At 39.0% G+C, this 25,893-nt stretch carries 20 protein-coding genes, 1 tRNA gene and 1 pseudogene; 8 read left to right on the forward strand and 14 right to left on the reverse strand.

The features are described 5' to 3' along the window. From rlmKL to JW841_03015, 10 genes are all read right to left on the reverse strand, one after another. On the reverse strand, positions 1-2,070 hold a 2,070-nt coding region (gene rlmKL / locus JW841_02970; GenBank protein ID MBN1959884.1), incomplete at its 3' end, for a bifunctional 23S rRNA (guanine(2069)-N(7))-methyltransferase RlmK/23S rRNA (guanine(2445)-N(2))-methyltransferase RlmL. Positions 2,071-2,267: 197 nt separating this feature from the next. Then, positions 2,268-2,954, reverse strand: coding sequence for a YafY family transcriptional regulator (locus JW841_02975; GenBank protein ID MBN1959885.1), 687 nt, complete (start codon positions 2,952-2,954; stop codon positions 2,268-2,270). Between the two features lie 2 nt (positions 2,955-2,956). Continuing rightward, a complete protein-coding gene (locus tag JW841_02980) occupies positions 2,957-3,493 on the reverse strand; it encodes a hypothetical protein (protein MBN1959886.1) in 537 nt (178 codons plus the stop codon). 15 nt (positions 3,494-3,508) lie between these two features. Next, the gene (locus JW841_02985; protein MBN1959887.1) at positions 3,509-3,901 is read right to left on the reverse strand and encodes a VOC family protein; all 393 of its coding nucleotides are present in this window, start codon (positions 3,899-3,901) and stop codon (positions 3,509-3,511) included. A gap of 86 nt (positions 3,902-3,987) precedes the next feature. After that, positions 3,988-5,190 (reverse strand): DUF4032 domain-containing protein, encoded by a 1,203-nt coding sequence (locus JW841_02990; protein ID MBN1959888.1) that lies wholly within the window; start codon positions 5,188-5,190, stop codon positions 3,988-3,990. Positions 5,191-5,403: 213 nt separating this feature from the next. After that, positions 5,404-6,456 carry a hypothetical protein gene (locus JW841_02995; GenBank protein MBN1959889.1) on the reverse strand — a complete coding sequence of 351 codons (1,053 nt, stop codon included), beginning with the start codon at positions 6,454-6,456 and terminating at the stop codon, positions 5,404-5,406. Continuing rightward, positions 6,453-8,084 carry a caspase family protein gene (locus tag JW841_03000; GenBank protein ID MBN1959890.1) on the reverse strand — a complete coding sequence of 544 codons (1,632 nt, stop codon included), beginning with the start codon at positions 8,082-8,084 and terminating at the stop codon, positions 6,453-6,455. Before JW841_03000 ends, JW841_02995 begins: the two co-directional genes overlap by 4 nt. A gap of 20 nt (positions 8,085-8,104) precedes the next feature. Beyond that, complete coding sequence (locus tag JW841_03005; protein ID MBN1959891.1) at positions 8,105-8,932, reverse strand: hypothetical protein; 828 nt, start codon at positions 8,930-8,932, stop codon at positions 8,105-8,107. Positions 8,933-9,057: 125 nt separating this feature from the next. Then, a complete protein-coding gene (locus tag JW841_03010) occupies positions 9,058-9,600 on the reverse strand; it encodes a sigma-70 family RNA polymerase sigma factor (GenBank protein MBN1959892.1) in 543 nt (180 codons plus the stop codon). Positions 9,601-9,696: 96 nt separating this feature from the next. Then, on the reverse strand, positions 9,697-10,680 hold the full coding sequence (locus JW841_03015) for a hypothetical protein (GenBank protein ID MBN1959893.1): 984 nt from the start codon (positions 10,678-10,680) through the stop codon (positions 9,697-9,699). A 156-nt stretch (positions 10,681-10,836) separates the two neighbouring features. On the opposite strand from JW841_03015, the gene JW841_03020 reads away from it, so the two are divergent. The 5 genes from JW841_03020 (at position 10,837) to JW841_03040 (ending at position 18,254) form a co-directional block, all read left to right on the forward strand. Beyond that, a complete protein-coding gene (locus JW841_03020; protein ID MBN1959894.1) occupies positions 10,837-13,035 on the forward strand; it encodes an ATP-dependent RecD-like DNA helicase in 2,199 nt (732 codons plus the stop codon). Positions 13,036-13,143: 108 nt separating this feature from the next. After that, a complete protein-coding gene (locus JW841_03025) occupies positions 13,144-13,611 on the forward strand; it encodes a methylated-DNA--[protein]-cysteine S-methyltransferase (protein ID MBN1959895.1) in 468 nt (155 codons plus the stop codon). 174 nt (positions 13,612-13,785) lie between these two features. Further along, the gene (locus tag JW841_03030; GenBank protein ID MBN1959896.1) at positions 13,786-14,613 is read left to right on the forward strand and encodes a sugar ABC transporter permease; all 828 of its coding nucleotides are present in this window, start codon (positions 13,786-13,788) and stop codon (positions 14,611-14,613) included. Beyond that, positions 14,603-16,675 (forward strand): acyltransferase family protein, encoded by a 2,073-nt coding sequence (locus tag JW841_03035; GenBank protein MBN1959897.1) that lies wholly within the window; start codon positions 14,603-14,605, stop codon positions 16,673-16,675. Before JW841_03030 ends, JW841_03035 begins: the two co-directional genes overlap by 11 nt. Continuing rightward, complete coding sequence (locus JW841_03040; GenBank protein ID MBN1959898.1) at positions 16,668-18,254, forward strand: AGE family epimerase/isomerase; 1,587 nt, start codon at positions 16,668-16,670, stop codon at positions 18,252-18,254. The genes JW841_03035 and JW841_03040 overlap by 8 nt, the downstream gene beginning before the upstream one ends. A 185-nt stretch (positions 18,255-18,439) precedes the next feature. Here JW841_03040 and JW841_03045 read toward each other — a convergent pair whose 3' ends face one another. Continuing rightward, a complete protein-coding gene (locus tag JW841_03045) occupies positions 18,440-20,698 on the reverse strand; it encodes a hypothetical protein (GenBank protein MBN1959899.1) in 2,259 nt (752 codons plus the stop codon). 6 nt (positions 20,699-20,704) lie between these two features. Then, positions 20,705-21,487, reverse strand: coding sequence for a DUF4159 domain-containing protein (locus JW841_03050; GenBank protein MBN1959900.1), 783 nt, complete (start codon positions 21,485-21,487; stop codon positions 20,705-20,707). Between the two features lie 155 nt (positions 21,488-21,642). On the opposite strand from JW841_03050, the gene topA reads away from it, so the two are divergent. From topA to JW841_03065, 3 genes and pseudogenes are all read left to right on the forward strand, one after another. After that, positions 21,643-24,216 carry a type I DNA topoisomerase gene (gene topA, locus JW841_03055; GenBank protein MBN1959901.1) on the forward strand — a complete coding sequence of 858 codons (2,574 nt, stop codon included), beginning with the start codon at positions 21,643-21,645 and terminating at the stop codon, positions 24,214-24,216. A 78-nt stretch (positions 24,217-24,294) separates the two neighbouring features. Then, positions 24,295-24,371 (forward strand) — tRNA-Arg (locus tag JW841_03060). A gap of 185 nt (positions 24,372-24,556) precedes the next feature. Next, positions 24,557-24,857 (forward strand): annotated as a pseudogene (locus JW841_03065) (type II toxin-antitoxin system PemK/MazF family toxin). A gap of 52 nt (positions 24,858-24,909) precedes the next feature. On the opposite strand, the gene JW841_03070 reads toward JW841_03065, so the two are convergent. Further along, positions 24,910-25,302, reverse strand: a complete 393-nt coding sequence (locus JW841_03070) for a type II toxin-antitoxin system VapC family toxin (protein MBN1959902.1) — start codon at positions 25,300-25,302, stop codon at positions 24,910-24,912. After that, positions 25,296-25,562 carry a type II toxin-antitoxin system VapB family antitoxin gene (locus tag JW841_03075; protein MBN1959903.1) on the reverse strand — a complete coding sequence of 89 codons (267 nt, stop codon included), beginning with the start codon at positions 25,560-25,562 and terminating at the stop codon, positions 25,296-25,298. The genes JW841_03070 and JW841_03075 overlap by 7 nt, the downstream gene beginning before the upstream one ends. Between the last annotated feature and the right edge of the window lie 331 nt (positions 25,563-25,893).

Genomic DNA, 25,893 nt, shown 5'->3' on the forward strand with positions numbered 1-25,893 from the left:
AATCGGTATTGTTTCAGCAGTGATTTCAATAGCCTGCATATTAGTAATATTGGCTTTATCGAGTTTAAATCTGCGGTAATTTGTAGAAAAAATTAAAATCCCATCTTTGGTTAAAAGCCTTACTGCATTATTAATTAATTGAGAATGATCACGTTGGATATCAAGAGTGCCATCCATACGTTTTGAACTCGAAAAAGTTGGGGGATCGAGCAAGATAAGTCCATAGCGATTTTGATTGTTTTCTAACCAAACGCGACAGTCAGCTTGGATGAATTTATGTTGTCGGCCTTCAAAACCGTTGAGATGTAGATTACGTTCTGCCCAGGATAAATAAGTTTTTGAGAGATCAACACTTGTAGTACTACGTGCAGCTCCAAGTGCAGCATATACAGTTGCGCTACCTGTATAAGCGAATAAATTTAAAAAATCACACCCTTTTGCAAGTTCGCCGATTAAACGTCTAATTAAACGACTATCTAAAAATAAACCAGTATCAAGATAATCAGTCAGGTTAACCAAGAATTTGCACTGGCCTTCTTGAATATTGATTAATTTATTTAGGTTATTTAGTTTTTCATAAAGTTCACCAGGTTTTTGGCGTCGTCTAGTTTTTATTACGATATGATTAAGTGGTATTTGGGTCACCGATTGTACGGTGTTTTTTAATATCATAAGACGTTGCCGTGCTCGTTCTTTATCAATATGGGCTGGCGGAGCATATTCTTGTAGAACTATATGGTTATTATATCGATCAATAGCAGCAGCAAATTCCGGAAGGTCCGCATCATAGATTCGATAACAATCAATTTTTTCACGCGATGCCCAACGCTCTAAACGACGCAAGTTTTTATGTAAACGATTAGCTAACGCTTCATCGATTTTTGGGGATTTGTTAATTTGCAAAATTTTATCTTTAGGTGAATGAATATCACAATGAAGTAATTGGCAAGAAAGCGCACCATTCATAAGAGTATTAGTGCGTTTTGCGGTTAAGCCCAAAGATTTAGCTAGTACAATTGAGCTTGTTAATACATGAGCGCTCCAGTTACCAAAGCGAGATTTTAGTGTTTGGCCAAAGTCCTTATAAAGCTGCTGTAATTGATCTTCATCACCAAGACGTTCACCATATGGCGGATTAACAACTATCATGCCTGGTTTAGTTGCTGTTGCTGAGATAAATAAATCAGTAAATGGTTTAACGCTAAATTGTATAAGCTGAGATACTTTAGCACGAACAGCATTATCGCGCGCTGCGCTTATAGTAGCGGCATTAATATCAGAACCTTGAATAATACCAGTATAATTATGCTTTTTCTGATCATTGGCTTCTTTTAGCAAATGGTTCCATATATCATGCTTGTGACCGCGCCATCCTAAAAAGCCAAAGTGTTTTCGTGTCAGTTGAGGAGCACGATTTAATGCGATTAAAGCCGCTTCGATAAGTAAAGTACCTGAGCCACACATGGGATCGATTAATGGTTTTTGTTCATCTGCTGCTTGCGGCCAACGTGAACGTAATAATACTGCAGCAGCTAAGGTTTCACGCATAGGAGCAGTGGTAGAATCAAGACGATAACCTCGTCGATGCAAACTTGCCCCACTCATATCTATAGCTACAGTGGCATTACTATTTTCTAGGCGAACATTTATTCTTAGCTTAGGAGTAATACGGTCAATATCAGGTCGGCGTCCAAAAATATCACGTAGCTTGTCGACAATGGCGTCTTTGATTTTTTGAGCGCCAAAATGAGTATGACTAATAGCAGAATCGCGCTCACTGAAATCGACCGCCAAAGTATCATCAGGACCGAGATGTTTTTGCCAATCGATTGCATAGATTGCATCATAAAGCGTCGCTACAGAATCAGTGGAAAAAGTCGTGATCGGTAGTAAAACGCGACTGGCGACGCGTGACCATAAACAAGTACGATAGATAACTTCAAGAGAACCGCAAGCATGCACTACAGCTCGCCCGGGTTTTATTGCGTGAGCGCCAAAATTTTGCAATTCGGCTGCTACGAGATCTTCGATAGCTAATGCCGAGGTAACGACGAAATTATATTCATTCACAATCTTACTATTGGCATAGATGTATATAATTGCGATAGGTAAAACAGTATCTAGGTAGCGATTTGTCAAACTTGGACGTTAGCAAAGCTTGACATATGTGCCACTTTACCATTCACAATACTGCTGCCTTTATGCATGATTAAAAGATACCAAACATATTTGTAGATAAGTAGGGTTACCCCCTAGTTTTTAAAAAATTAATTTTGTTCGATTTGTTTCATGAAATCATCAAGGGTTTTACCGGGCTCGTCGTGAAAAGTATTTTTGTTGATTGAAAAATTTATTATTCGATCAAGACGAAAGTTGCGAAAAGCACCACGTAATTCACACCAAGCGGTAAGTAGCCAATGTGGTATCATGAAGGCCAAAAATAAAGGTCTAACCTTACGTTTTGAACGTGCCCCATCTTGCCGCTGATAAATTAAATTTACAAAATTATGTGTTTCTATAGCGCTATGCAACACTTTAAAAAGTTCAGGTTTGGGGCGTGCAATATTAAATGATAGCGCAAACAAGCGCGAATTGACTAATCGCGATTTCATGATCTCTGGTAGTACTGCTTCTATTTTTGCTAAGGCACTGGTGGCAGATTCGGTTAGTTGCACATCAGAGTAGGCAGCCACCATGCGTGCACCTAAAACCAAAGCTTCTGTTTCGCTAGCAGAAAACATTAACGGTGGTATGTCAAAGCCCTTATCAAGAGCATAACCAATGCCAGCTTCAGCACGAATGGGCACACTAGAACGACTAAGGTCGGCTAAATCGCGATAAATGGTTCGTACTGATACACTTAAACGATTGGCCAATTGCTCAGCGGTAACGGCTGATCGTTTACTGCGACGTAAAAATTCGACAATCTGAAATAAACGATCAGCGCGACGCATGATTATTCTTTTTTTGCAGCACTGCCTGGGCAAACAAGACGCATTTTGCATTCTTTACAATCACGAACATGCATTGCGCCTGAAATTACCAAGGTTAAAGTAAATGATAGCAGATAAGGTAGTTCTGTACGAAATGTTGTTAGGTTGAGTATCAATGACAATATAAAAGTGAATATTGGTAACACCAAAACTGAAAACCAAAAAAATGAAGCTAATTTACTTTTGGTTGGCATTGGGGTTTCAGATTTTTTAACTACTAGGGCAGCCGGCTTACCCCAACCGCAATGGCACCATTTATCGTAATAATAGCAATGACTACAGAGATGACGCCGCAGTACATATCCTAACATAACTAAACAATAAACAATAAAGGCAATAGTTAGTAATGGAAAATTAAAAAGCCAAAAATTACGCATTAGTGTGGCAGCTAAAACAAATTGTGCAATCACCACTATATTTTCGGCAATAATCGATAATGCCGAATAATTTTCACGGCCATCACAGATGTGGCAGTTATGGTTGATTTTTAAAGATGACATTGAATTTATCCTTATCTATTTAAAATATTTCTTAAATTCGCCAGAAGGTTCAATAGGGGTGCAAAAATATAAAGTCACCCCAATAGGGTCTTGAATAGCAAAACTGCGATCTCCCCATGGTTTATCAGAAAGCGGCTGAAATATTATAGCACCATCAGCAATTAATCTTTTATATTCAGCATCAACATCTGTTACATCAAATCCGAGAAACAGGCCACTGTTGTAGATAGCTTGGCCTGGTTGTGGTTTCATAAAACCAACTTCAAGATCTGAGTTGGTTTTATGTTTTAATGCTAAATACTCTGGGTGGTCAAAGGTTACCGAAAAATTTAAAAGTTTCGTGTAAAATTCTTTAACCTTTTCTAGCTGTTCTGTAATTATAATGGGAATAGTTTTGTTATAACGCACAACGGTTCTCCTTGTTTGGAGATTCATGTATATTTGAGACCTACTGACAGCATTATGTCAGTAGAGATTTTGGATATTGTAATTTATTAGTTGCGCGGTTCAAAGCGTTTTAAATAATCAGAAGTTGCTGCTTCTAAGCCTACATCACTACCAGCACGTTCAGAAAGAAACCATTTATGCTCAAGCAACTGACAGTATAATTCAGCAGGCATACCGCGTTTGCCAACCAATGGTGCTAGATGCTGGGCTGTTGGTTTATAACGTTCATTAAGCCAGCGATATCCCGCAATGCTTAGAGGAATGTTACGACCTTCGGTGCGAATTAGTGTCGCGCGTAACTCATGAATTTCATTAACCATAACTTCAGCTTGGCGGTCTTCTGCAACTAAACCTGTGAGATTATGCAACAAATGACGATAATAATCACGATCAGTTACGATAGTGCGCATGCGTAAACGGCTACCATCACCTGTTGCTTCAAGTTCAACTTCGCCAACCGAAAAACCTAAAGCATTAAGAGCGCGAATGCGGTCATGAATACGCCAGCTTTCATCAGGGGTCATGAGTACTTCACGATTAATCTCATTCCATAATCGTGTGTAACGGCGTCTTATCTCGGGTCCAGTTTCATAAAGGTCGAACATTGAGGCGAGCTGTGAAAAAGCCGCCACATCTGCAAGCTCGCCTGTTACATTCTCTTCAAGAATAATTAAATCATGTTCACGCTGACCATCGCTGAGAGTTTCATGGGTTTCAGAGGTTTCAGCATCAACTAAGTAGGCTTGCAGTTGTCCAGCATCGCGGCGAAATAAGGTATTTGATAAAGAAAAATCTCCCCAAAAGAAACCAGCTAAATGCAAACGTACAAGCAGAGCGGCTATGGAATCAAGAAGTCGGGTACGATAACGTTCAAGACCGGGGTTTTGAAATAAAGTGCGATAAGGCAGCGAGTCATCTAAAAAGCGAGTAATCAGGATACTAGTTTCGCCTTCTTCAGTAATTACACGAGCGTGACCAGCCGGAACAACTGCAGGCAAGCCATTTTCTTCAAGCCAACGCAAAGCTTCATATTCGCGTTTGCTTACCTCAGGTGGTAATTCTTTAATGGCATAAATTGCATTCTTATATTGAGTAAATAAAACCGTATGCCGTGATATACCACGCTCAACCTCGATTAAGCGGTTGCAGTGTTCAGACCACCTGGCTAAAGGCTGTGACCAAGGCAAATCTAAAAAGTCTGGGTGTTCAGGACTTACTTGCAGTGCTGTTAAGCCATATTTTTCAGTCACAATTTACTTCCTTTACAATGTGAGATTTGTAATTAAAATTAATGCTGCTATTAAAGATATTGCACTTTTACTGACAGCTTTGCAGCTTATTTATACGCGCTACTTCATTAAATTGATAGATGACAATTAACCATTAATAAATAATAACACTGAATGATTCAGACTTTAAAGACATGTCCTATACACTACTAGTTATAAAAATAGGCTAAGTCATTACGGACAATCTATCTCTGGGCAATAACTTGCATCCCCCTCTTGTGAATTACCAGCAGGCCATTGTGCCAATTCTATTTGATAGAATGTGCGCATATGCGCCACATTCCAGCATTCAATAGCAGTGATTGGACCAAGCGCAGTAAAATCACCACCAATAAAAGTAGTTTCACCGCGGCCAATCCCATCTTTATACCAACAGGTGTCGAGAATTAAATTTTCAATAGCGCTAGTAGTTTTTTCAAAATCATCTTTAACATTTATATACATAGCAACACGACCATTTTCATTGCGGTCATAGTGGTAAGTTGCTTCGATTGCGACATGGTCATCTATCGCTGGTTTGTTTACTTCAAGATCAATAGTTTTAGTATCAAGCGAATCGTCGATATTATAGCTAATATTGAGCACACCACGATCGGCTGGGTCACCGAGACCAATAGTATATGAAGTTTCTAAATCAAGAACAAAGTCACCAACACCTGTGCGTGCACTAGTAGAGCCCGGCGTAGGTACATAACTGCCATAAAGAATTGCATACATACCACCGGCAAATGTTTGTTCGCATGTAGGTTGTTCATCTGTTACTTCTTCATCACGACCTGCATGTAAACAATAGGTGTAGCGCATGGTGCCATCAGCTTGCTCGCTACGATTGATTTTAAAACGAACAGTTATCCCTTTATTGTCAATATTTTTTATGGGCCCCCAAATCCTACTATTGTTGGTTCTTTTGGTAGGTGGGTAGCTACGTGCAAAACTATCAACAAAATCGAGAACTGATGCCACACCTGGATTGATGTTGTCAGCATTTTCAGAAGCTTGTTTATATGCATCTGCTGGTGCGCCGATAAGGGCATTTGCTTGATTGGTATTAGCCATTGGTACATCAACTTTTACATCTTTACTTTTTGGTACTGCCGCCAAAAATACGAGATCAAGATTTGATAATACACCACAAGCATTACAGGTAATTGCTATAACAATACTCATGGCAATAGGAGCCATAATTTGGCCGACCTTATTAAAAATATTTAAAATTTGTCGTTTCATCGTAAATCCACCGCTAGATATAGACCCGCATCAAGGTAGGCGAGTGATTGAGTCTCATCGCTTTCAAAATACATGTAGTGTCCATAAACATTAGCCCCAGCACTAATCGCCTCAGTAAAACGAAAGGCCATACCAACACCAAGCCCAGGAGTCAGCGTGGCGAAATTTTGAGGTGGTAGAAAGTTTTCTATAAATTTTCGATTAACTAAAATCATCCCTAAGCGACCACTGGTGTTTAAAGTTAACCATTCGTTTATGGGATATTCATATAAAAGTGCTAAACCTAAAGTTAATTCAGTTACCTCAACATTATAATTTAGTTTGCCTAAAGAACGGTCATTGATAGTAAGTGAGCGATTGCCACTGCTGCCTATACCCGCATCAATTTTAAGCCCAAGATGGCGTCTTAATAAATTTGTTAAAGCAAGTTCTAATTTTACAGTGCCTAGATTGGGCAAATATTCTGAGCGTATAGGTGCTGATAAAAAAGTTTGCGTGCCAAGCATCGCTATCAATCTTACGCCGAGTCGCCCTTGACGAATTTCTTCAATGGTTATCACCGCGCCCTTGGCATAGTCATCAGCTAGCGCCAGGCGTTGCATGCCTACAAGTGTAACTTTGGTTGTGCCCTTACCATGAATGTGAATATTTTTAAGCAAAACATGGTCAAGCTCACGTTTTTTTAAAATATAGTCACCATCATCAACAGCGAGACGAACCTCTTCACCAACACTTTTTTCTAATTCAGCAGTTACAGTGCGATGTGCATTATCAAAGAGCACAAAACTGCCAAATAGTTGCTCAGGGAATAATAAGATATGTGAGGCGGTATCTTGACGGGTTAATACAACGTCACCTGCACCACGCATATTAAAGCGAAAAGTCGGATGTTGAATACCTCCGCGACTAGCCACTGTGCGTGCGACAGTTGCACTATAGGCATATGCATAAGCTTCAGAAAGAGTAACGAGCGCATCATTGTTACTATCGGCAGCACCACGAAGGCCACTGGTTATAAAATGAGTGAAGAAAGAACCTTGAATATCATCGGCTTCTTGAGCGTCTTCATTTTCACTTGAAGCACTGATTAGTACTTGTCCAGTTTGCATAGCAGAGTGATCAACTGAAATAGTAATAGGCTGTGAACGAGTAGCACCTTTGAGTAACGTTATACCACCAGCACGACATGCATCTAATAGTGCGACTTGTAATTTTGCCCCCGTAGCTTCTAGTAGTTGTTTTAGTTCAACTAAGGGCAGTTGAGAGTTGCCCAAACGTAATGCACCGTCTTTGGCGTGTCCTGAATAGTAAAAGAGAAATAGGGCAGAGGTATTTGATTTTTCTTGTTGTTGCTTAAGTAGTTTGCGTACTTTGGTAAAGTTTTTACGAAGTTGCTCTACGTTTTGCCCAAGACTAACAATGATATCTTCTTTAGCAAAACCACCAAGGTTTTGCAGAACTTCTTGCATCCGATAAAGATCATTAGCAGTGTAGCGTAAAGGAGTTAAATCCTCACCACCAAAGGGATGGGCAACTAAGAAAGCAACACGGCGTTCGCGGGCATGGTTTGATGAAATTGCGGCATGCGAGATAGTACTTGCCAATAAGAGTATTAAGACTGATACCACAATTTTGAAACCAATACTTTTCATTTTTTTATCAACCAAAATGATGCTTGTTTGACATCATTAGGTAAATTTAATTGACGCGCTTGATTAGGTGAAGATTCATTTAAGGTATTTTGTGCAGCTTTTAAAATAATATCTATTGGTAATGGTTGGGTGGCAAAAACGGCAATAAATTCTTCGCGCCCATGAGTCGAATCTAAGGTGAGTGCAAATGGCAAGGTCTCTGATATATCGGATGTAATTGGTGTCAATTGCTCACCTTGCTCTGGCCAATAACGCAAGACGTTGCCTAGACCATCAATACCAATGATTGCCATGTAAGAAAAATTACCGACATTATAGTAAAGCTGTACTTTAGTGCCAGCAGCAACGATTTCTCCTGCGGTGGCAGGTCGCGATTTTTTATTTGGTTCTTGAATATGCGCTGATAGTGAAATGCTAGAACCTTTAAGGTGCGTTTGAGAATTTATATCTGTACTAACGATTGTAGTACCATTATTGGCAACATTATTATCATTTTGCATGCGATCGCTATTAACAAATAAAATAAAAACAGCAGTAGCACTTGCGGCTAAGGTTAATGATGGCCACCAGGTGCGAATATTAAAAAGGCGTTTTATAGATAATTTTTGTTGATTAATAGCTAATCGTTTTTCATGTTCAACGACAAAAGAACTATACGGAATCTCATTAGTAAAATTTTGTATATCATTTTTTAGATCATTAAGTTGTTCTGCTAATTTCGGATTTTCTGCTAGAGCATGTTCTAGCTCTTGACGTTCAGTATCTGACAGTTCACCAGATAAGTATTGCTCAAGCATAAAACGACTAAATTTGGGCCGATTCATGTTAATGACCTCAACCTATTAGACACAATTAAAACCAAAATCCGAAAATAAATGTGATCTAACGCACATTTTTAATATCGAATTATTACCGACCAAAAGGCTTTGTTTGCATTTAACCTTAAGCATTAAGATTTCTCGTCATTTATTAAATTATCGAAAACTATATCACTATCAATTAACTTTAATTCACGTTGTGCAATCATTAAAAAACGTTGCAGACGTTTACGTAAAGTTGGTTCAGAACAACCGCATGCAGCAGCAGCCTCTTCTTGTTTCATTTCGTCTACATAATAATAAATTGCGGCTTGTTGGATATCTGGTTCTAATTTATCTAAGATAGTATGAATAATTTCGCGGCGTTCAAGTTGATCAGTATCCGAAATACGTGAATTTGCGTCGACTTTTACGGTTTGTTGATAGCGGTCATGCCAGACGGCACGTTTTGTACGTAACAGATTAAGGCAGTAGTTGGTGGTAATTTTTACAACCCAGGTTAATAAAGATGCATTTCCCTTATAACTATTATATTTCTCACATACTTTAATGAATACTTCATGCATAGCGTCATGCGCTTCATAATCATTTTGCAGAAAATATTGGCAACGACGATATATGGCACGCCCATAGCGAATATAAAGGTCGTGAATATCGGGTTGGGCGGCATCCATATACCTCATTGTTACCTGCAATAAATAAAATGCAAGAACCCCGTAGATAATTAACACCTACGGGGTTCAATTAGGTTACTTTTATTTATAAAAAGCTTAATGTTTTGCTGGCAAACTAGTGTCTGCAAAAACACAATCGGCAAGCTCACCAATGAGGCGATTTTGATCAACAAAATCTGGATCGATGGTAGCGTATACTAAAGTAAACTTACTATCCCAACATTCACTAGCGGTAATTATTTCGGCAATTTTAGGTAAGTCACCACCACTAATTCTAACGTCTGAGCGGCCAGCCCCAGTTGCGTCCCAGCGTGACCGAACTTCAAAACGTTCATTAACTGCAGGAACAATAGCGCCTTCTTGTAAATCATTGTTAGCTGAAAACTGAAAATTTCCTGAACCATCTACAAAGCGGTCATAATAATATTGGGCATCATCGATAAGTTCATCGGGGTCTTCGCAAGTACTGAACGAAATGAAACCTACTTCTAGTTTTTGTGGTTCAGTCGCAGTATCATATGAAACATCAAGTTTACCTGTACCACAATTGCGTCCATCAGCAACACCCCAGTTGTCAACAAATAAGGTCATCGTTCCAAAACCATCATTAACCCCAGATGTTTTATCTGCCGTACCACTAATAAGATTTTGGTAACTATCTTCGTTTTCCGGAAGGTTTTTATTTCTAAATGCTAAAGTATAACTATAAATATTAGGTGATTGTTCTATTACTACTAAGCGATACAAACTGGGGTTAAGCGCGTCGCCATCATCCCCAGGCCCCCAAATGGCCTTATTACCGTCAATAGTAGTTGGTGGCAGGGCAATAATATCTTCGAGAATGCTGAATATGCCAACTATTAACACATTAACTGATAAGGTTATCGCACGTGTTAAGGTATAGTATTCGCTTCGTTCGCCTATGGTTAATGCATTGTGATTTTGGCTTTCGGGAGTTTGAATGGTTATCGCTTCACGACTAGGGATAGCACTGCTGAAATTATTGGTTTTTTCCTCTTCTTCTTTGCAGGCAACGCTAGCCAAGATTGATACTAATAAAATGCCATATTTAACTTTCATTTTGGTCTCCTTTAAGAACAAAAGTGATTTTTTCTCGTCACTGCTCAATAGACACGGCAAAAAGAAATTAACGAAAATAAAAATTAATAGCTGGCGCGATTATGGCAATGATGTGTTATGGGTATAGTGATTATGGGGTCAGTAAAAAGAAAAACCATGGCCACGATAAAGCCAGATATTATTATCGAGGGTGCTATCGAGCGAATTACCTACAGCAATGAAGATACAGCTTGGTCGGTCATTAAACTGCAAGTAGCAGGTTGTTTTGAGCCGGTGACCGTGGTGGGTAATTTAATGAGTGTGCAGCCGGGTGAAAATCTGCGCATAGTTGGTGATTGGGTTAACGATAAAAAATATGGTCTGCAATTTAAAGCTCAATCGTATACCACCATAATACCCGCCAATATTGCTGGTATTAAAAAGTATCTTGGTTCAGGCATGATCAAAGGTCTCGGGCCGGTGATGGCCGAGCGTTTAGTCAAACAATTTGGTATTAATACTTTAGATATAATTGAAAATCACTTTAATCGTTTAAGTGAAGTTGAAGGTATTGGTCAAAAACGCAGCCAAATGATTAAAGAAGCGTGGGAGGCGCAAAAACAAATTCGTGAAGTTATGGTGTTTTTGCAGGGCCATGGGGTTTCAACAACCTTGGCAGTAAAAATATTTAAGCGATATGGTCAAAACGCAATCGAAGTTGTTAAAGAAAACCCATATCGTTTGGCCCTAGAAATTTTTGGTATTGGTTTTTTAACTGCTGACAAAATTGCACGCAATCTCGGAATATCTCTTACATCGCCACAACGTGCAGAAGCCGGGGTGTTTCACGTTTTAAATGAGTTAGCTGATGAAGGTCATGTTTGTTATCCGCGCCCAGATTTAATTACATACGCGGCAAAGATGTTAGAAATAGAAGATGAAATTATTGATACGGCAATTAGTAAGTTAGTTGCTACAGAACATTTAGTTGTTGAAAGAAGTCATAAACAAAATAGTTCTTCGCCGAAGGTGTTTTTAAAATCGCTGCATGTTGCTGAAGCAGGTATAGCCAAACATTTATCTGATATGATGCAGATGCCAGTCACTCCGGTAAACATTGATATTGAACGAGCCATTACATGGATTGAACAACAGCAAAATATAAATTTAGCTAATGCTCAACGTGAGGCGATTCGGCGATCGATTGTCAGTAAAGTTTTAGTGGTTACCGGTGGACCAGGCACCGGAAAAACTACTTTAGTCAATAGCATTATTCGGATTTTAGAGAAAAAAGGTCGTAGAATTTTATTAGCAGCTCCCACAGGGCGAGCGGCTAAACGAATGAGTGAAGCTACTGGCTATGAAGCAAAAACTATTCATCGCTTATTAGAATTTAGCCCCAAGAATATGAGTTTTCAGCGTGATAATAATCATCCCTTACCCGCGGATATGGTAATAATTGATGAAGCTTCAATGATTGATACGATTATGGCGTATCATTTAGTTAAAGCCATACCACTGCATGCACAATTAATAATGGTTGGTGATATTGATCAATTACCATCAGTTGGCCCTGGTAATGTTCTTAAAGATATCATTAAATCAGATATTGCCACTTTAGTGCGACTGCAACAAATATTTCGTCAAGCTGAGCGTAGTCTTATTGTGGTTAACGCACATAGAATTAACCACGGTGAGATGCCGTTTTATAAGTCTAACCAGCAAGATGCAGATTTTTATTTTATTGAACGTCAAGAACCCGAAGAGGTTCTCGCAACTATAAAAAGTGTAGTTAAAGATCGCTTGCGAGCCAAATGGGGATTTGATTCTATGCGCGATGTGCAAGTTCTAACCCCTATGCACCGTGGTTTGTTGGGTGCAGGTAATTTAAATATAGAATTACAATCGCTGTTAAATCCCCAAGGTTCGACTATAGTTAGAGGTAGTCGTATATTACGTGTCGGCGATAAGGTAATGCAAATTCGCAATAATTATAACCTTGATGTATATAATGGTGATATTGGTTATGTTGTCGGTATTGATGCCGTCGAACAACTTATATTTGTATCATTTGACGGACGACGCGTGGCCTATGAATACGCGGATAGTGATGAGTTAGTTTTAGCATATGCATGTTCGGTACATAAAGCTCAAGGTAGTGAATATCCATGTATTGTAATGCCGTTACACACCCAGCATTATATGATGTTGCAACGTAACTTATTATATACCGGTATTACTCGCGGTAAAAAGATAGTTATTGTTATTGGGAGTAAAAAAGCTTTGGCAATAGCAGTGCATAACGCTAAAACTAAAAAAAGGGTAACCATGTTAGTACAACGACTACAAAATTGTATTAAAAAAATATCCGCCTGATTTTATCTCTACATTATTATATTTTTTATTGATTAGTTAGCGATGAACCAAAACAAATTAAAATGTCCTGAATTGATTAGTGATAAAATTGATACACCATTAGGGCCGATGATGGCTGGGTTAACATCACGTGGTTTGAGTATGCTTTCGTTTTTAGAAGATAGTGAACATTCAATTGAGGATATTGATGTAAAGCAGCGATGGTCTGGTCAAAGTAAATTTGGCAAGCATGATTTTATAACAATACTTAAAGGGCAACTTGATGAATACTTCAGGGGCGAGCGGCAAATTTTTTCGCTACCCCTTGATTTGTATGGCACAGAATTTCAATGCAACGTTTGGAGAGCATTACTGAAGATTCCTTACGGGGTTTGTTGCTCATATCAAGAACAAGCTAAACGTTTAGGTAAACCTAAAGCTATACGAGCGGTTGCTAATGCTAATCGGCAAAATCGTATTGCTATTATTGTCCCATGTCATCGGGTGATCGGTAAAAATGGTGAACTTACTGGCTATCGCGCAGGTCTTTGGCGCAAACAGCAATTAATTGCGTTAGAGCGGAATGTACAAAAATGAGCAAGCAACTTATATTTAAAATTTTCTAATTTAAAAGAGGGATAACCCCTTTTCATTTTGAACTCGTAATATTGTATAAAGGGGTAGATCTTTAAAAATAATAAACAGGGCCATATGTCAAAAACCAACGAACCCATAAGTTTTACTCTGTTTATATCGCCGTTTTTGGCGCTAATGTTTATTTTTATCATTGTTATTTTGGTGCGTGGGTTTTTAATAAGTCTAACCGATGCCCAAGGTTTTGAACCCGGTGAATTCATAGGCTTAGAAAATTTTAAAGAGATTATAAAAGACGATTGGTTTTGGAAATCAGTTATAAATACTAGCAAATTTGCAGTTGCTTGTATTTTAACCCAAATACCTGCGGGGTTATTATTAGCGAGCGGTCTTAATCAAATCCGCAATAAAAAATTGCAAGGCATGTTGGCGGCAGCATTTTTTATCCCATATTTGATGAATTCAGTCATCATAGCACAGATGTTTAATTTGTTATTTTCAGGTGAGCCCGGTTTAGTTAATTGGTTTCTTGGACTATTACATCTGCCAAACGATTTTCAATGGACTTTTGACCCTCATCTAAGTTTTCCATTGTTAGTTTTTGTTGCTTTTTGGCAAGGTGTAGGTTTGCCTACCATTTATTTTTTAACTTATTATCGCACTATTGATCCCATGCTTTATGAAGCAGCGGCAATAGATGGGGCAACACCTTTTAGAAAGTTTTTTTGCATAACTTTGCCACTCATGCGTCCAGCAATTTTATTTATGGTAGTTACTACTGCAGCAAGCTGTATGTTGATTTTTGACTTAGTGTTTATGCTCTTTCGTCGGGGAGTTGGTGAAAATGTAGTTAGTATAATAATGTATATATATTGGCGAGGATTTTCTGGGGATTTTGAGCTTGGTGTAGCTGCTGCTGCTGGTTGGTTAGCATTTTTTATCATTTTAACGGTTAGCTTAATACAAATAAAAGTAATCGGACTCGGAAAACCCAATGAAAACTAACAATAACAAAATTACCAACTCGTGTTATTTAGGCGCAGATGGTTTTAGAGCTATTGCTTGTTTAGCCATACTTTTTCACCATATTGCTGTTCGTTTATATGAATTTCGTTTGTCTGAAACTGCTTATGAAATACGGGCATTTGCTTTATTAGGGCAATGCGCAATTAGCGCATTTTTAGTTTTAAGTGGTTTTCTGCTCGCACGCCCATTTTTTAACGCATATTTAAATGACGGAGCTTTACCGAGTATAAAACAATATTTTATTAAGCGTGCTGGTCGCATAATGCCTGGGTTTTATTTGGCAATAATTGTTTCTACCATAGTGATGTTTTTTTCCTTACCCAAATTACAATATGTGCTGCCGCGTTTTTTAGCTGGAGTAACTTTTACTTCATCATTTCATTATACCACTTTTTTCCCGGTTGATTTTGTAAATCAACCGTTATGGACAATTAGTATAGTAGTTTTTTGTTCAATACTTTTACCAATAATTATGATGTTGCTATTTCGTTTTGGTAAAAAAAGGTCATTTAGTAAAGTATTATTGGTATGGTTAGCCATAGAAGTATTGATTTTAGTATTTAACCGTTTAATTCACCAATATTTAACACCCGACAATCTAAAACGCGGCGCTGAATTTGGTATGGCAGGTTATGCTAAGTTGCTAATGCCAAACATAAATCCGGTAGCTTTATTTGCGCATTTTTCTATTGGGGTTATTGCAGCAGCAATCGCAATTAAGCTGACAAATATAAATCATTTAAACAAAAAAGTTTTATCTAAAAAAGTCGCCGATTTCATTTCGACAATATTGATTGTAGTGATAGCAATATTACTTTGGAATCTACGGCACACAGAAACATTTAGTTTTAGTTTGCAACAGCAACCATATTTCTTTCCGGTATTAACAATTTTATTTGCTGTCTTACTTATATTTATTGGGCGTTCTGGTGTTGTTGGTAAATTATTAGATAATAAATTTTTTAGATTTACTGCTAAAATATCATTTGGCCTTTATCTATGGCATCATTTAGTTTCTTATTTAATTGTTCATTACTATTTGCATACTTATTATGAAATTGGAGTTAGAGACTATAAACTATGGGTTACCGCTTCGCTAATACTATTAATTACCTCATATATTATAGCCACGCTTTTATATTATTTCTTTGAAAGAAAATTTATCATAAAAGCAGCCTTATTTAATAAAACGCCACCAATTATTAAAGAAAGACGTTTGCCAATTAATCTCGCGCAATTGATTATTGTCATAATAATTACGATTTTAGCAATTATATTTGTTTTACCATTGCTTTGGATGTTTGATGCTTCACTTAGGCCACCCCTAGAAGTGTTGCAAACCCCACCGGCGATTTTACAAAAACCGATTTGGCAGTTTGCCGATAGTTATACTCGTGATTCATATCTTGCGAGTTTTATGTATTGGGATACCGGTAGAGCTCTCATGAATTCATTAATAATTTCTATAACGACAGTAATTTTGACAAGTATTGTGTGTTCATTATACGCCTATGCTCTAGTTTTCATTAAAGCTCGCACCAAAACTATTTTCTTTATAATGGCTATTATTATTATAATGTTACCAACTTCGGCGCATATAGTTGCTTATTATCGATTGATGAATGAATTGCATCTCATTAATAATTGGTTTGGTTTAATTTTGCCCGCTTCAGTATCTGGTATTGGCGTTTTTCTATTACGGCAATATTTTATAAAACTTCCAATATCAGTTGTAGAATCAGCAAAGTTAGAAGGTGCCTCGCATTTGCGTATTTGGTGGCATATTGTATTGCCCTTAGCACGGCCAGCCTTAGCGGCGCTGGCAATAATACAGTTTCGTTTTGCCTGGAATGATTTTTTAATGCCTATGATAGTATTAAGAGATGATAATATGTTTACCCTTCCACTTAAAATCGGATTAATCGGTGATCCCGGTGCTCTCGCTGCTACTAGTTTTATAGCTCTGGTAATACCACTAGCATTATTTATTAAATTTCATCGTAAGTTTATGGAGACTCTGGCTTCAGGACTTAGTGGATAAAGAAAAGATTTTCCCAATTGGTAGAAATGACAAATTGAGGACTTATATGTTTATGTTCATAAAAAATAAAATGCTGCTAAATATACATAAGGCAACTCTACTAATCGTATACTTACTCATTTCATGTATTAATATTAAACCCGCAGTTGCTTTTGATTTAGAAAAATATACCAGCCCTGAATATTGGCAGAGACAAGCGTTAGTAAATATGATCCCCTTTTGGGAAAAAACCATTGATAGAAAAAATGGTGGGTTTTATACAAATATTATGTTTGATGGCACTATTGACTATACGGTTGGCAAATACCCGCGTATGATTTCACGCATTGTTTATGGTTTTTGTGTGGCTTATTTGTTAAGCGGTGATGAAAAGTATTTGCAATATGCAAAACATGGTATGCGCTATTTAATAGATTATGGATGGGATAAAGTTAATGGTGGTTGGCATTTGTATTTGAATGCTAACAATGAAGTTGTGTTTGAAGACGAGGCTGAAAACCTCATTGCCAATAATTATAAAAATCTTTTTGATCAAACATATGGCAATTTGGGCCCGGTTTTATATTATTTTGTTACTAACAATAATGAAGCTTTGCAGTATGTTAATCGCGTTCATGAATTATTAAAACAAAAAGCCTGGGATAAAAAACATGGCGGCTATTTTGCCGAAGTTGCAGCAAATTGGGATTTAGTTTCAAGTAAAAAATCATTTAATGCACAAATAGATACATTTTCTGCATATCTGCTTTACTATTATTTGGCCACTAAACAAACAAAACTTAAAGATGAAATAAAAGATCTTGCCAAAATAGTTAAAACAAAAATGATCGATCCAAAAACTAGCTATGTCGGTGAAACATTTACGGGTGATTGGGAATCTGTCGAAGATATGTTGTGGGTGGGGCATAATTTAAAGACTGCGTGGGTATTATTACGTGTTGCAAATTTAACTGAAAATAATGAATATATAAAAACTGCAAAACAAATTGCTGAAATACAAATGAAAGAAAACTGGGATAGTAAATATTATGGATGGTTCTTTTTATTTAACCGCACGCCTAATGTAGGTTTTGATACACTATACCCTCAAAAAGTAGAACTCAAAGATTGGTGGACGCAAACCGAAGGTGATTTTTTAATGCTTTATCTATATAATATAACCAGAGAACAACAATATTTACAAAAATTTAAAGAGAGTGCGTATTTCTGGGATAATTATGTGGTTGATAAAAAATATGGCGAAGTATATCCGACACTATTGCCAAATGGTAAGCCTAATCGTACTCAAAAAGGTGATCGCTATAAATCAGCTTATCATAGTATGGAACATGCATTATTTAATTATTTATATCTAAGTTTGTTTGTGAAAAAACAAGAAGCCACGCTTTATTTTAATTTAAATGCAGATAAAGAAGGAGAAAAACATTACGTCAATATAATTGAAGATCCATCTGTTATAATTAAACAGGTAGAAATTAACGGTAAAAATTGGACTAGATTTGATTCTTTAGAAGGTTACCTGTTATTGCCTAAAGGTAAAAATTTAAATACTAAGGTGACATTTAAAGCAATTAAGTAAAAGTGCTTAATAAATATGAAGCAAATGCTAACAAATATTATAAATGATAATTTATAATTGCTTTGACAATATCAAGATTAATGTTTTCATATGTATTAATGGCAATATGATAACGGTGTCCAACGGTTAGCGGTATCTGGCATCAAAAATTGCAGAACGATTGCAAATTTAAAAAATAAAAAAAATTACACATACCCTCTTCGCCTTCTAATCGACCAATCAAGCGCTAGCACCGCGATAATTAGTATCAGTGCCCAAGCATTATCCCAAATTTCGATATTGCGGCGGCGATCGACTTCAACTACCTCTGGATTAGTTAATTTTAAATGTGACCAGAGATCGGTATCACTATCAAAATTACGCCCCTTAGTAGTTTCAGCGATTGCTGCAAGTAAGTCTGGTCGAGGCGTAGCTTGGGTAAGTTCTTGTGAGTATGCTTCGATAATAAATACTCCTTGGCCAACACCAAGTTTGTTAACACCCAAACTAGCTTCTACATTTAAATGATATGCGTCAGTTGGTAAATTATTATAAGTTTTACGTATTACGCCACCTTCACTAGTAGTTAAATGATCACGCTGCAGAGTGCCGGCTTTAGTTGATGATAAGGTTATTTGTAAATTCGCACCACTAACCGGTTGGTAGTCACTATCAAGTACACTAATGCTTACTTCAATTGGAGAACCTACATTATTGCGACGATGCTCAGGGGTTACACGTATGCGCGCATGTTCAGGGTCACGTACCAACCAACGCAGGGCATTAGACCAAAAACGATAGTATGCTCGTTCTGAAGCGCCACCATCTTGGCTCGATGAAAAACGCCAACGCCACATACTATTAGTTGCTACGATCATGCTACGCCCAAGCCCAGCATCAGTAACGGCAATAATAGGTATTGGCCCACTGGCGCTGAGATCACGAGGAGAAATTAGTAAGGCGGTAGCCCCAGCAGCCAACCAACCAACATTATTTATAGCGGCTAAAGGTGGCAGTGCTTGCCAAGCATTTTCATTTGTACCTGAACCATAAGTTAAATCAGTTACGGGATGAACGCGGCCTGCTTTAGTTAAAATTAGTGGTATAGGACCATTAATCATACCATTATGATCTAAGCGTACCGGTAATATCTCAGCAATTTCAGTATTGGCATAACCGCCATCAGCAAAACTTTCATCACCACCGATCATTAATAAACCTAGACCACTATTACGTACGGCATCGCGTATATTCGATAGATATTGCGCCATCGGATAGGGCCGATGGTCAAAATCTTGTAAGATTACTACATCAAACGATCGAAGTTCGGTAGTAAATAACTTATCCACCGGAAAGGGAATAAGCGATAATTCACTCTCTGAGGCAGCACTGACATCGCTGGGCGTGCGTAAAATAAAGAACGAGATAAGATCAACATTGGGATTTTCTTTTAACAATTGTCGCAGAAAGCGCTCATCCCAACTGGGTTTACCCACCACTTGCAACACGCGAATTTTATCGCGGATCACGGTGACCACAAAAGAGCGTTCATTGTTATCAACAATAGCCTCACCAGCGAGTATGGGTACTGATATTGAATATACATATTCGCCTATTTTGTCAGGTTTGCTTTTAAGCGTTAGACGAGTAGTACCATTTTTTTTCAATGCCACACTTTGTACGGTTATTACTTTGCCATCACGTTTTAATGTCACTGGGATAGCAATGCCGTCAAACCCAGAAGATACTAGGGTGATCTCGACAGAAAAAGTATTGTGCACAAAAGCAAACTCATCAGCTCGAACATCAACTATACCAATATCACTAAAAGTTGTACCGCTTAAATTGATAGTGTTTACTGGGGCATTTAATTGCTGCAAACGAGAAATTGATTGCGATGACAAACTTGCTTTTAATACACCCTCAAGCCCTGCATTATCAGCGCCATCAGAAAAAAGTACAATACCAGCGAGGGGCTTGCCACTACCGGCGACTTTAGCATTTTCGAGCGCTTTGATTAAATCTGTAGTCTCACCGCTAGGAATATCATTAAGGGTTTTGCTATTTATTGGGCCATCAAGATCATACCATTCAATAACATGCTCATGGTTAAGTTGTTCGATTTGTTCTTTGCTATCTTTTAATAATTTTTGCAGGGCATCGTAGCGTGTTGCGCCATTTGGGGTGGCAAGCGTCATACTTAAAGATCGATCTATTATTAAGGCAACCCGGTTTTTAACCTTACGCACTACCCGCAATTGTATTGCCGGTTCAGTAAGTAGACCTATTAGCAAAATCGCACTTAATAAACGAGCGACTATTAATAACCATGGTCGTTTGGCTTCGCGGTAAGTCCAAATTACTAATAGCGCAGCAACAATAGCTAATAGACCTGCAGCTATGAGGCCCCATATGCCTAATGGCGAAAGTGTAACTAGAGTCCAATCAGAAAAAGTCTCTTGCACTTTATATTACCTGCGGCGCTGTAAAATAAAAGGTATATGCACTTGGTCATCTTTATAATCGAGACACAGCGCGTACATAACTAAATTAACCCCCATGCGAAAGCTCATTTCACGCGTGCTATCGCCGCCTGGACCAACATCGTATTCCCAACGACCGAATTCATCGCGGGCTATAGCCCCAGCCAGATCGTTAGAAGAAATAACGACCGCAAGCCGATCACCTATAAAGATTCCTTCAAGGTATGGTTTTGCGATTACGCGTCCACCATGACGATCGAGTAAATAGAATGATTTGTAAATCACATGATCAGTATCGATTCGTTTAAGCTTAGCGCGCGGCAAGATACGTTTAATTTCACGTTTTATTGAGGTGTCAAAGGGTCCGCCAACTTTTGCATCAGAAATATCTATAAATAATGTGCCGCCTTTAAGTAGATGCTGATGCAGCAAACGTATGGCTTTTTCAGGCAAATTTGGGAAAAAGCCTTCGCCTTCCCAAATCAGCAAGGGGTAATTAAAAATGTCGTCATTAAATTCGACAGCTACGCTATTTAAATTTATTGCAATACTCGTGCGTCGGCGAATTTCCCAAGCTAATCGCTCAAGTGCGTGTGGTCGTGGGTTCCAATTGCCACCAGAATACCGTATAAGAGCTAGGGTAAAATTATTGTGATCTTCACCAGCAGTCGTTGAATTCGCTGATGCTTGATTAACAGCAATAATTAAAAAAAACAGAAAAATTGTTGTTGCGCTGTACCCAATAGAACGTATCATTGGTTTATTCATCATGAAGTTGTTAAGCCATAGAATACGACAAAATCGCCTTGAGGGCTTGCCGAGAAGCGCCTTAACGTGGTTAAGACCCTGCCACAACATTATAAGTCCCAGTTTTTTGTAAGTATATGGGCAAATGGTGCATATAAACACGCATTAGAGGTTGTTAGATGACTCATAAGAGTACTCCAAAAAACAAATCGCCAAAAAGCACATTGGCAGATAACCAGCAGCTTAAACCTAAAACTAAGGGCACCAAAAGCTTAAAGAGAGTGCCAAAGGCCAAAAAGCAAGCTACCAACAAAGCAAATACAAAAAATAAAGGTAAGGCTACAAGCAAAAATAAAAGTAAAGCTAAGTCAGCCTTTAAAAATATAAATAACGCAGGTATCAAGGCAAATGATAAATTAGCGCCATTTAAAAATCAGGGTGAGCGTGCTTTAGTAGTCGTAGAGTCACCAGCAAAAGCTAAGACGATAAAGAAATATTTAGGCGCGGGCTATATGGTTAAGGCATCTGTAGGCCATATTAAAGATTTACAAAAAAGTAAGTTGTCAGTTGATTTAGAAAATGGCTTTGCTCCACATTACGAAACCATTCGTGGCAAAAGCAAAGTAATTAAAGAAATTAAAGAAGCAGTAAAAACAGTTGACTATGTTTATTTGGCCCCTGACCCTGATCGTGAGGGTGAGGCAATTGCCTGGCATATTGCTGAAGAAATCGGCAAAAAGGGTGAGGGCAAGGTTTTTCGTATTGCTTTTAATGAAATAACTAAAAAAGCGATTCAAGCGGCAATTGCTAATCCGCAACCATTGAATAAAAATCTTTATGATTCACAACAAGCCCGCCGCATACTTGATCGCATTGTTGGTTATCAGATCAGCCCAATTTTGTGGGACAAAGTGCGCCGCGGTTTATCAGCAGGGCGGGTGCAGTCAGTTGCCGTGCGTTTGGTGGTTGAGCGCGAGCGTGAAATTGCGGCATTTAAATCAGAAGAATATTGGAGTCTTGAGTGCCAGTTAGCTGCTAGTGGCCCACCTTCATTTGTAGCTAAAGTTATTAAAGAAAACGGGCAAAAGTTTGAACCCAAAAGTCAAAGCGACATCAAAACCGCTGAGACGGTACTTAACAGCGCGAAATATAATGTAGCGAACATCAGTAGAAAAGAACGTCGTCGTCGAGCTGGCCCACCATTAATTACCTCGAAGTTACAACAAGAAGCGGCGAATCGTCTACGTTTTACCGCCAAGCGCACCATGATGATAGCGCAACAGCTTTATGAAGGTGTAGAACTTGGTAAAGAAGGCGCGGTGGCGCTTATTACTTATATGCGAACCGATTCGACGCGGGTTTCACAAGATGCGCAAAATGCCGCACGTGAATATATTAACAATACTTTCGGCGCTTCGTACGTACCAGAAACGCCAAATATTTATAAAACCAAACAAGGCGCCCAAGATGCACACGAAGCCATTCGCCCAACTTCCTTAGATTATCCGCCTGAGCGAGTTAGTCGCTATCTAACTTCAGAGCAAGCTAAGCTCTATGGTTTGATTTGGCGTTGGTTTGTCGCCAGCCAAATGGCCCCAGCGGTTTATGATCAAACAACCGTAGATATTAATGCCGCCAATTATGGTTTACGTGCAACCGGTTCAATTATGAAGTTTCCGGGGTTTTTAGTGGCACATGGGGTAACTGAAGTAATCGAAGAAGACAAGGGCGATAAAGATAAAGATGATGCAGGTACTGAAACAAAAGGTATGTTGCCTGAACTTAGTGATGGTGAGCAATTAGCGCTTGAAAAATTACTGCCTGAGCAACATTTTACCCAACCGCCACCACGTTTTTCAGAGAGTACATTGGTGCGCGAGCTTGAAGAGCGCGGTATCGGTCGCCCGTCTACCTACGCCACCATTATGTCAACAATTATCAGTCGTGGTTATGTTGAAAAACATAAAGATGCGCGCTTTTATCCATCTGAACTAGGAGCTTTAGTAACAGACTTGTTAACGGTGTCATTTCCACGCGTGCTTGATGTGAAGTTTACCGCACAAATGGAAGATATGCTTGATGAGGTAGAAGAAGGCAAAGTTGATTGGCAGCGATTGCTATCTGATTTTTATTTTGGCGGCTTTCAAGAGTGCTTAGAGCGGGCCAAAACCGAAATGCGCGATGTTAAGCGCGAAGAGATCCCAACAGAGCATACTTGTTCTGAATGCGGTGAACCCATGGTTATTAAATGGGGGCGTAACGGTTCGTTTTTGGCATGCCGTGGTTATCCTAAATGTCGTAATACACGCGATTATATGCGACGCTCTGATCAAAGTATTGAGATTTTGCCCGAGCCAACAACTGATGAGACTTGCCCACAATGCGGCGGGCCAATGGTAGTTAAACGGGGTCGCTTTGGTCAATTTTTAGCTTGTGAGAATTATCCCACTTGCAAGGGTACAAAACCGATGTCTATCGGGGTTGCCTGCCCTAATGGTTGTGGTGGCTATATTGCTGAGCGTCGTTCTAAACGCGGTCGCACCTTTTATGGTTGTTCTAGTTATCCATCTTGTAATTTTGCAAGTTGGGATCGTCCCATAAATGGACCATGTCCGGTATGTGGTCATGCTTATCTGATTAATAAAGTGCGTAAAGACGGCGTGATAATTCGTTGCGCTAATAGAAATTGTGCTTATACCCGTGATCCTGAGCTCGATGATGATGATGCCCGAGCAGCAGCAGCAGTAGGTTAGCGATTAAACTTAATAATTATTGGCAAAAATAAGATTGACTTGATGTAAAAGAACCGCTAGCTGGCGACACAATTGTGCGCGCCCATAGCTCAACTGGATAGAGCACCGGGCTTCGAACCCGTAGGCCGCAAGTTCGAATCTTGCTGGGCGCGCCAGTACACTATAGGTTGGTTTGTAAGTGTCCGACACCAGACGGTTACTTGGGTGCAGAGGAGAACTGGCGCAATAACTACACTCAAACTATATATTGCTAATAGCTTTTTCATTCTTTGCTCCTTAAAAATATTTTTGCAATGTTGTTTACACATAAAAAAACTTATTAATTAGTTGTTTAGTATAAGTGTGGTTGGTCAACTTCGATCCAACTGTCGGCAACGAAATTACAAAAGACACGCCCTGCGGTAATTGTTTCGCCGAACGAATTAAACGAGCAATTGAACACGGTTATCGTTGTGCCTCTGACCACGGACCGTCCCTACGCCTTTCGCGTCTCTACCATGGTTTAAAACAAAGATGGCATCGCCGCCCTCGATCAGATTCGCACTGTCAATAAAAAGCGTCTGGTCCGCCGAATCGCTGTGCTCGACATCCCCTCTGCCGAGCGATTGCTTGCGGGACTGACAGAGCTGTTCGCGTTATAATATCTCCAACGGATTTTTTTCAAGTCCTTGCCTCGTCGATGTCTTTCAATATTTATGAGGAAACCGCTATAATATCGGTTTGGAGGAAATCCATTCCTTTAAATAGCAATGACTCACCTGAAAATTTCGACAAGGCATAGGAGCAGCAATCACCAAGGTTTAGTGATGCTGGATGTCGCCCCTTACCGTATGTTAAATATGCTTGACGAGCTAGTAGAACATGATCTGCGGTTAAAGGTACTATTTCAATCGCAGTGTGGTGTAAGAATAAATCGAATTCGCGTACACCAGATGGTCCTTTACGAGCACTTATAACTGCTGCAACCTCAAATGCATTGAAGGCTGAAAGAAGCCGTTTAGCATCATGAATTAAAAAAGTTGCAAGTTCGTCGGCCTCAGGTTCTCGTAATAATATAGCGATAATGGCTGAGGTATCAATTACCACGATTTGCCCTCAAAGGTTCCAAATTGATCATAACCTAGGATCTCATCGTTAGAACGTGAATCGATATCAGGTAGCTTGGCGTAGCGTTGTTGGATCTCATGAATTATCTCTAATAAATCTGGTGCTGACCGCCGACCATGTAATCGTTCTAACCTTTCCTCAAGAGCAACTATAATGGCCTGCGTTAAGCTTTCGCCAGTTTTACATATAACTGCGTGTGCTAATTCTTCAGCGTGTCGATTTTTAATACTAAGAGGCATGATGAATCTACCTTTTATGGATGAATATAGCATTTTAATATTGGATAAGCAAATGTTTTATGCTCATACTTCCCGCATAATCTCTACTACCTCAGTTCGATATTCATTCGTTCGGGCGCGTGCCTATAATGCGGCCAGCGCGCTTGTCTCGCAGGGGTTCTCGTAATCGCTCCCGTATCTTTTGTTCAAGTTTGCGTTTGTTTCTGAACCGTCTTTGCAGCTCCTCCATATTTTCGATCACGCATTTGGCCCGCAATCGCCTGACATGACGGGCCGAGCAACACAAAACGCTCTCGACCTCTTTCCACGTGATCAGTCCTGCCATTGCTCT

The sequence above is a fragment of the Deltaproteobacteria bacterium genome, from assembly GCA_016931625.1.
Classification (GTDB): Bacteria; Myxococcota; XYA12-FULL-58-9; order XYA12-FULL-58-9; family JAFGEK01; genus JAFGEK01.

What these genes read in the sequence shown, in the direction of transcription:
- JW841_02975 (MBN1959885.1), bottom strand. Translation starts at nt 2,954, where the DNA reads ATGCGTCGCGCTGATCGTTTATTTCAGATTGTCGAATTTTTACGTCGC.
- JW841_02980 (MBN1959886.1), bottom strand. Translation starts at nt 3,493, where the DNA reads ATGTCATCTTTAAAAATCAACCATAACTGCCACATCTGTGATGGCCGT.
- JW841_02995 (MBN1959889.1), bottom strand. Translation starts at nt 6,456, where the DNA reads ATGAAACGACAAATTTTAAATATTTTTAATAAGGTCGGCCAAATTATG.
- JW841_03005 (MBN1959891.1), bottom strand. Translation starts at nt 8,932, where the DNA reads ATGAATCGGCCCAAATTTAGTCGTTTTATGCTTGAGCAATACTTATCT.
- JW841_03010 (MBN1959892.1), bottom strand. Translation starts at nt 9,600, where the DNA reads ATGGATGCCGCCCAACCCGATATTCACGACCTTTATATTCGCTATGGG.
- JW841_03015 (MBN1959893.1), bottom strand. Translation starts at nt 10,680, where the DNA reads ATGAAAGTTAAATATGGCATTTTATTAGTATCAATCTTGGCTAGCGTT.
- JW841_03020 (MBN1959894.1), top strand. Translation starts at nt 10,837, where the DNA reads ATGGCCACGATAAAGCCAGATATTATTATCGAGGGTGCTATCGAGCGA.
- JW841_03025 (MBN1959895.1), top strand. Translation starts at nt 13,144, where the DNA reads ATGATGGCTGGGTTAACATCACGTGGTTTGAGTATGCTTTCGTTTTTA.
- JW841_03030 (MBN1959896.1), top strand. Translation starts at nt 13,786, where the DNA reads ATGTTTATTTTTATCATTGTTATTTTGGTGCGTGGGTTTTTAATAAGT.
- JW841_03035 (MBN1959897.1), top strand. Translation starts at nt 14,603, where the DNA reads ATGAAAACTAACAATAACAAAATTACCAACTCGTGTTATTTAGGCGCA.
- JW841_03050 (MBN1959900.1), bottom strand. Translation starts at nt 21,487, where the DNA reads ATGATGAATAAACCAATGATACGTTCTATTGGGTACAGCGCAACAACA.
- topA (MBN1959901.1), top strand. Translation starts at nt 21,643, where the DNA reads ATGACTCATAAGAGTACTCCAAAAAACAAATCGCCAAAAAGCACATTG.
- JW841_03075 (MBN1959903.1), bottom strand. Translation starts at nt 25,562, where the DNA reads ATGCCTCTTAGTATTAAAAATCGACACGCTGAAGAATTAGCACACGCA.